The following is a 6,930-nucleotide window of genomic DNA, read 5'->3' on the forward strand; positions in this document are numbered from 1 at the left end:
TCACGCGGATCTGTCCGAGTGGCCCAGGGACCTTCCCGGGGCCACTCGGTCGCGTACGGCCTGCTTCACCGCGGTCGGCTCCGGGAAGCCCTGTTCGCGGCGGTCCCAGACCACCTCGCCGTTCACCCGGACCACGAAGACCCCGCCGGTGCCGGGCTTGAGGGCCAGTTCCGTCAGCTCGGTCTCGAAGGTCGTGAGGAGTTCCTGCGCCAGCCAGGCCGCCCGCGGCAGCCAGCGGCACTGGGTGCAGTACTCGATCTCCACGCGCTGGACGCCGCTCATCCCAGGTGCACCGACCAATCCTGTTCCGCCGCCGGTTTGCCGTGCAGGTCGGGGACCCGCTTGAGCCAGTTCGGGCGGCCCTGCTGTGTCCTCGCCGCGCGCTGCGCCTCCTCGGCGGCGAGTTCCTCCCGGGTGGGGAAGTCGGTGGGCAGCCAGGCCGCGGACGCCGCCACGCGCGCGTGGAGGTAGTCCACGTACGCCGTCCTGACCTCGTCGGGCGTCCCGAACCCCTCCTCGACGGTCAGCCAGGCGTCCGGCACGGCCGCCGTGACCTCGCGGAGCAGCTCGCGCGTCACCCGCGGCGCCAGCTCGGCGTCGGCGGCCCGGGTGTCCGGCGTGGAGTGGCCGAGGGCGTGGTGCCGGAAGTCGTAGGCCTTGGCGGGGTCGGAGGCGTCCCAGCGGTGGTGGAAGACGAGGGCCGCCCCGTGGTCGATCAGCCACAGCCGTGCGGGCGCGGTGCCGAACGTGGGCCACACCATCAGGTTGGAGCTGTGGACCGTACGGTCCACGTTCACGGTCAGCGCGTCGAGCCAGACGATCCTGCCCGCCTCCAGGGCGTCGACCGGGAACCTCTTCGCGACCTCCGGCGTGAAGTCCTTCGCACCCGGCAGGAAGTCCATGCCGAGGTTGAGGCCCGCGCTGGCGCCGTGCAGGTCCCGCACCTCCTGGTGCGGTTCAAAGTCGGCGATCGCGGGGTCGAAGTGGACGAGGACCAGCTCGGGGAAGCGCAGCCCGAGCGCACGCGCCAGCTCGCCGACGATCACCTCGGCGACCAGCGCCTTGCGGCCCTGCGCGGAGCCGGTGAACTTCACGACGTACGTCCCCAGGTCGTCGGCCTCGACGACTCCGGGCACGGAGCCGCCCGCCCTCAGCGGGGTCACGTATCGAACAGCAGTCACGTCGCGCAGCACACCCGCCAGGGTAAGTCAGCGCTCACCCGGCCAGCGGGTTGGGCAGCGGCACGTACCGGGCGTCCGCGCCGTCCGCGCCGGTCCACCGCAGGAGCAGGTTCGTCTTGCCGGGCACGGCGGGCGCCGCGAGCAGGCCGGCGATCTCGGGCAGGTCGTGCTCCCTGTCGTAGCGGATCAGCTCCTCCCGGACGGCGGGCCACGGGTCCAGGCCGGGGTGACGCTCGGCGAGCAGCGCGGCCAGCTCGGCGAGGTGGTTGACGAGCAGGCAGTACACGAGCCGTTCCCAGCCCGCCTCGCGCGTCACGGCGGGCAGCAGCTTCACGCCCTCCGCGTCCCGGAACAGCGCCTGCACGGGAGTCCCGGCCGCGTCCACGGCCACCAGCACGTTCTGCAGGTGGGCCTCGACGACGACGCCGTGGCGCGCGAACGCGTGCAGCACGGGCGGTACGACATGGCGCAGATACGCGGCCCACCAGGCGGACGGGTCGGCGACTCCGTCCAGGGGACTGCCGTCGAAGCCCTCCACCAGGGCGGCGGCGAGCAGCGGGGTCGCGCCGGGCACGAGGTGGGCGCGCAGTCCGTCCCGGACGAGGACGGCGAGTTCCTCGAAGGCGAAGTCGGCGGTGCGGTAGCCGCGGTCGCTCAGCCAGGCGGCGGGGCCGGGGCCCGCGAACGCCGCGGCGGTGGCCGCGTCGGTGCCGCGCATCTTCAGCAGGTCGTGCCGCCACAGCCGGCGGATGTCGTTGGTGATACGCACGTCGAGGCTGAACTTCACGAACAGGTCGTCCTCGGGCGCGTACAGCGTGCGGATCGCCGCCGTCGGCCGGAGCGGGCGCGGGGTCCGTCCGAGGCGCAGCAGCCGGCCGTCGCGGAACGCGGCCCGGATCTCCGGGCGGGCGCCGACCAGGCCGAGCTGCCAGGGGTGGGCGGGCAGCAGCCGGTAGCCGGGCGGGGCCTGGCCGAAGGCGTCGAGCGCCGTGGTGTCGCCGTCCTCGACGACGGCGTCCTCGCGCACGGCGAGGAGTTCGAGCGGGAAGCGGGCGTACGCCTCGGGCGCGTACGGCAGCCAGTCGGTGGCCGGACCGCCGCCGCGCGCCTTCGGTGCCGGATGGTGGGGATGCCCGGTGATCAGGGACTGCTCGGAGCGCAGGTACGGATCGCCGGGCGGTGTCGCACGCCGCCGCGCGGTGAGCAGCGCGGCGACGGTGTCACGGCTGTCGGTCATCTCCGTGGGCAGTTCGGAGTTGGACAGGCCGGTGGCGCGGCGCAGTTCCTCGGCGGTCAGTTTGACCAGTTCGGCGTGGGTGAGGCGGTGCCAGGCACCGGCGGCGTGCATCTCCGGCCGCGCGGGCCGCCGCGCGCCGCGCACCCGGAGCAGCCTGCCGCTCGCCTTCAGGCGGTACGCACCGGGGTCCTCCGCGGGCTCCGCCGCCTCCCGCAGGAGACAATTCAGCAGGGGCGCCGCGGCGTACGCGTCGGCGGCCTCCGCGACATCGCTGCCGCCGGGGTCCTGCCCGGCGAGTGACGGGAGCAGGGGCGGCAGGGAGTCCACTCGGTCCATTCGCTTCATTCATTCCATACGGTGCACTGGTGATCAGTATGTCTGCTGCCGTGGACGACCGCGACGCAGTCCCCGTACCCAAGGAGCCAGCCCGTGCACCGTCCCCCCACGCCCGAGGCCGCGTCCGCCGGCGGGCCGAGCGCCGTGCGCCCCGAGCTGTCGGCGCCGTACGCGCGGGCGCTCCCCGGCGCCGGGGCGGCGGTGCTGACCCGTCTGTGGCGTGCGCTGGCGTACGAGCCGCTGCCGTGGATCGCGGGCCGCGAGACGGGGCGTGACGGTCTCACGGTCCGGCTGGCCGACGGTCGGCGGCTGCACGGCCCGCACCCGGACCCGTACGCCGTCACCGGGTACGTCGGCGAAGTGCTGCTCGACGGGCGGCCGTACGACCGGCCGGACCGGCTCGTCGAGGCGCTCGGCGTGCCGCACGGCCCCGCCTTCGCCGCCGAACTCGCCGACAGCGTGGCGTCCTTGGCGCTGTCCCGGGCAGGGCAGACGGCGTTCGGCACGGCCGACGGTCCGGCGCCCGGTGACACCGTCGGCCCTGCCCCCGCGGACGGCGTCGCGTGCGGACCCGCCGAGCACCCCGCGGCGGGCTGGAGGTGGGAGCAGCGGGTCGTCGACGGGCACCCGTACCACCCCAACTGCCGTTCCCGGCCGGGCTTCTCCGTGGCCGAGCAGCTCGCGTACGCGCCGGAGCACCGGCCGGTCGTGGACCTGGGCCTGATGGCCGCCGAGGACTGTCTGGTCACCGGCGAGTGGCCGAAGTGGCTGCGGGACGGCGAGCGCGTCCTGATCCCCGTCCACCCCTGGCAGGTGGCGCACGTGCTGCACGGACCGGTCCAGGAGGGCTTCCCCGCACATCCGTTGATGTCCCTGCGGACGCTCGCCCTGCCGGACGGCCCGCACGTCAAGACCGCGCTGAGCGCCCGGCTGACGTCCTCGGTGCGCGACATCTCGGTGTACGCGGTGGAGACCGCCGCGACGGTCTCGGCGTTCATGGAGTCGGTGGCCGGCCGTCTGGACGCTCCGCTGCACATCACCCGGACGCTCGGCGCGGCCACCGCGCACAGCCCCGACCTGGCGGCGGTGCTGCGGGAGTCGCCGGACCAGTACGCGGCCCCGGGCGAGCAGATCGTCCCGGTGGCCGCCCTCCCGCTGACGGGCCTGCCCGAACGGCCCTCCTGGCTGGCCGACTTCACCCGCCTCGTGCTCACGACCGGGCTGCGGCTGCTCGATCTGGGCGTGGCCCTGGAGGCGCACGGCCAGAACCTGCTCGTCGTCCTCGACGGTGCGGGCGCCCCGGTCCGGCTCGTCTACCGCGACCTCGCCGACATCCGGATCAGCCCGGCCCGCCTGGCCCGGCACGGCATCCCGGCCCCCGCGCTCTTCGGCCGCGTCGTCACGGACGACGAGACCGCCTTGCGGCGCAAGCTGTTCGGCTCCCTCGTGGGTGGCGCGCTGGGTGCCACGGCGGGCTCGACGGCCGCGCTGCGCGGAGCGCTGGAGGCGGTCGCCGGTGATCTGCCGCGTACCGCGGACCGCGCCGCCCTGCTGGGCGAGCCGCTGCCCACCAAGGCGCTGACCCTGATGCGGCTCTCCCCGCGCACCTCCGGCGACCTGTGGACACAACTGCCCAATCCGCTCACCGGATCCGGCCCCGGCACCCCCTCGTTTTGAAGCGCGACACCTTTGATCAATAGGATCCGCCGATGATCACAAGACAACGGCTGGCGGCGGGTCTGTGCGCCCTGCTCGCCACCCTGACGGCGGGGGTCGCCTTCCCGGCCGGAGCGGTCGCCGACGAAACGGCCCAGGCCGCCCCCAAGGTCGAACTGGTGCTGGACGTCAGCGGTTCGATGCGGGCCCGGGACATCGACGGCGGCTCGCGGATGGCCGCGGCGAAGCAGGCGTTCAACGAGGTGCTCGACGCGACGCCGGAGGAGGTGCAGCTCGGCATCCGTACGCTCGGCGCCAACTACCGCGGCGACGACCGGAAGACGGGCTGCAAGGACACGGCGCAGCTGTACCCGGTGGGCACGCTGGACCGCACCGAGGCGAAGACGGCTGTCGCGACCCTCACGCCCACCGGCTGGACGCCGATCGGCCCCGCCCTGCTGAAGGCGGCCGACGACCTCGACGGCGGTGACGGCACCCGCCGTATCGTGCTGATCAGCGACGGCGAGGACACCTGCCAGCCGCTCGACCCGTGCGAGGTGGCGCGCGAGATCTCGTCCAAGGGCATAGGCCTGACCATCGACACCCTGGGACTGGTGCCCGACGCGAAGACGCGCGACCAGCTCAGCTGCATCGCGGACGCCACCGGCGGCACCTACACCTCCGTCCAGCACAAGGAGGAACTGGCCGACCGCGTCGGGCAGTTGGTGGACCGGGCCGCCGATCCGGTGGTGACGCCGGTCGCCGTGGAGGGTGCCGCCGAGTGCGCCCAGGCCCCCGCTCTCAAGTCGGGCCTCTACACCGACCGCGAGGAGTTCACCAAGCACCGCTGGTACCGCGTCGAGGTCGAGCCGGGCCAGGAGCTGCGGGCCTCGGTCAGCGTCGCCGCGGACCGCGCGGTCGCCCCTGACTACGGGGTGCTGCTGCGGGCCGTCACGGTGCACGGGCGGGAGATCGTCCGCGGCGAGTCCGCGGGCAACGGCCGTACCGACGTCATCTCGACCGGGCTGCGCTACCCGAAGGCCGAGAGCGACGACGAGGACGCCACCGCCGAGGTCGTGTGCCTGCAGGTGTCGAACTCCTTCGCGGCCGCCGCGGGTGTGAAGACCTCGCCCGGGCTGCCGCTGGAACTGACCGTCGACGTCGTCGACGGGCCCGACCAGGCGGGCGACGTCGCCTCGTTCGGTCTCGGGCGCGGCTGGTGGCTGCTCGGCGCCCTGGTGCTCACCGGCTTCCTCGCGGGTGTGCTGTGGGGCTGGATCTCGCGCTGGCGTGTCGCGGTCTGGAGGACCAACTGATGCGTATCCGACGTGTGCTGACCACGGCACTCTTCCTGCTCGGGGTCGCCGCTCCCGCCGCGCTCGCGGTGGCGGCGGCACCCGCCGTCGCCGACTCCTCGCCCTCGCCGAGCCCGTCGGGCGACGACGGCGCGCCCACCGAGGCGGGTACGTCCTTCCGTACGGCGACGGAGATCGAGCAGGGGCAGCGGGCCACCGCGGGCGCCTCCACCGGCGACTACCTGTACTGGTCCTTCCCCGCGGACGCCGGGCAACGGCCCACCGTGAAGGCGACGGTGAAGCTGCCCGGGTCCGCCGCGCGCAGCGCCGCCGAGACGTGGCAGATCGACGTGTACGACGGGCTGCGGCGCCGGCAGGCCTGCCAGTACGGGGCGCAGACGCGGACGGCGGCGGCCGGCGCGGCCTCCGTGGAGCTGTCCTGCACGCTGCGCACGGTGCGTGCCTGGTCGGAGACCTGGGCCAACGACCCGCTGCCGGGCACCTACTACATCCGGCTCACCGCCACGGGTCTGCCGGCGTCCGGTCTCGGCCTGCCGGTGAACGCCGAGGTCGAGGTGGGCTCCAAGGACATCGGCGGCGCGGCGGCGGTCGACGGTTCGCTCGCCGAGCCGCTGGTGCCGGGCATCGCGACGACGGGCGGGAAGTCCGACGAGGACTCCGACTCGTCGGCGGCCGTGCTGTCCTCGATCGAGCCCGACGACGGCTGGGCCTCGGGCTGGTGGTCGGACCGCTGGGTGTGGACCGCGATCGGCGGTGTTCTCGCGGCGCTCGCCGGCATCGGCGGTTACGCGCTGACCCGGGGCGCGGGGCGGCCGTCGCGGGTGCCGCCGGGCGCCTGACGCACCATCGCAACCGCCTGAGGGGCCCGTCGTACCGCACCGGTACGGCGGGCCCCGTTCGGTCCTGGCGCCGGCCCGGCCTCCCGGCTGTGGCCCGGGGCCGGACCTCACGACCGACACCGAAACCGATGCCGCGGCCCGCGACCGGTGCCGAGGCCTGGCCGCCCCGACCGGTGCCGGGACCCGACCGCCCCCACCCGCGCCAGGGCCCGCCCTCCCCGATCCGCCCCAACGCCAGGCTGCCTCGCCGAACCGTCGGCAGACCGTCCGTCGGCCTGCCCGGCACACTCCCCGAGCCGTCGGCAGAGCCGGCCTCCCCTCATCTCCCGGCCCGCCCGGGTACCGGCCCGCGGTGCGGGCCGGTA

The 6,930-nt window shown here is 74.6% G+C and carries 6 protein-coding genes; 3 read left to right on the forward strand and 3 right to left on the reverse strand.

The window, feature by feature from the left end:
• From ABEB03_RS18665 to ABEB03_RS18675, 3 genes are read right to left on the reverse strand one after another with little or no spacing between them, the layout of a single operon-like run.
• The gene (locus ABEB03_RS18665) at window positions 1-282 is read right to left on the reverse strand and encodes an Rdx family protein (RefSeq protein WP_345649977.1); all 282 of its coding nucleotides are present in this window, start codon (window positions 280-282) and stop codon (window positions 1-3) included.
• Window positions 279-1,193: a HipA family kinase gene (locus tag ABEB03_RS18670; protein WP_345649980.1), complete on the reverse strand. Its 915-nt coding sequence runs from the start codon at window positions 1,191-1,193 to the stop codon at window positions 279-281. Before ABEB03_RS18670 ends, ABEB03_RS18665 begins: the two co-directional genes overlap by 4 nt.
• Before the next feature lie 22 nt (window positions 1,194-1,215).
• Window positions 1,216-2,754, reverse strand: coding sequence for an IucA/IucC family protein (locus ABEB03_RS18675; protein WP_345649985.1), 1,539 nt, complete (start codon window positions 2,752-2,754; stop codon window positions 1,216-1,218).
• Between the two features lie 93 nt (window positions 2,755-2,847).
• Here ABEB03_RS18675 and ABEB03_RS18680 point away from each other — a divergent pair, with 93 nt between their 5' ends.
• From ABEB03_RS18680 to ABEB03_RS18690, 3 genes are read left to right on the forward strand one after another with little or no spacing between them, the layout of a single operon-like run.
• Window positions 2,848-4,431, forward strand: coding sequence for an IucA/IucC family siderophore biosynthesis protein (locus tag ABEB03_RS18680; protein ID WP_345649988.1), 1,584 nt, complete (start codon window positions 2,848-2,850; stop codon window positions 4,429-4,431).
• Window positions 4,432-4,463: 32 nt separating this feature from the next.
• Complete coding sequence (locus tag ABEB03_RS18685) at window positions 4,464-5,726, forward strand: VWA domain-containing protein (RefSeq protein WP_345649991.1); 1,263 nt, start codon at window positions 4,464-4,466, stop codon at window positions 5,724-5,726.
• Complete coding sequence (locus ABEB03_RS18690; RefSeq protein WP_345649994.1) at window positions 5,726-6,565, forward strand: hypothetical protein; 840 nt, start codon at window positions 5,726-5,728, stop codon at window positions 6,563-6,565. The genes ABEB03_RS18685 and ABEB03_RS18690 overlap by 1 nt, the downstream gene beginning before the upstream one ends.
• The last annotated feature ends 365 nt before the right edge of the window (window positions 6,566-6,930 follow it).

It is taken from the genome of Streptomyces siamensis (genome assembly GCF_039543605.1).
Lineage (GTDB): Bacteria > Actinomycetota > Actinomycetes > Streptomycetales > Streptomycetaceae > Streptomyces > Streptomyces siamensis.

Excerpts from the sequence above, each read along its gene's own strand:
- ABEB03_RS18690 (WP_345649994.1), top strand. The coding sequence starts at position 5,726 with ATGCGTATCCGACGTGTGCTGACCACGGCACTCTTCCTGCTCGGGGTC.
- ABEB03_RS18685 (WP_345649991.1), top strand. The coding sequence starts at position 4,464 with ATGATCACAAGACAACGGCTGGCGGCGGGTCTGTGCGCCCTGCTCGCC.
- ABEB03_RS18675 (WP_345649985.1), bottom strand. The coding sequence starts at position 2,754 with ATGGACCGAGTGGACTCCCTGCCGCCCCTGCTCCCGTCACTCGCCGGG.
- ABEB03_RS18665 (WP_345649977.1), bottom strand. The coding sequence starts at position 282 with ATGAGCGGCGTCCAGCGCGTGGAGATCGAGTACTGCACCCAGTGCCGC.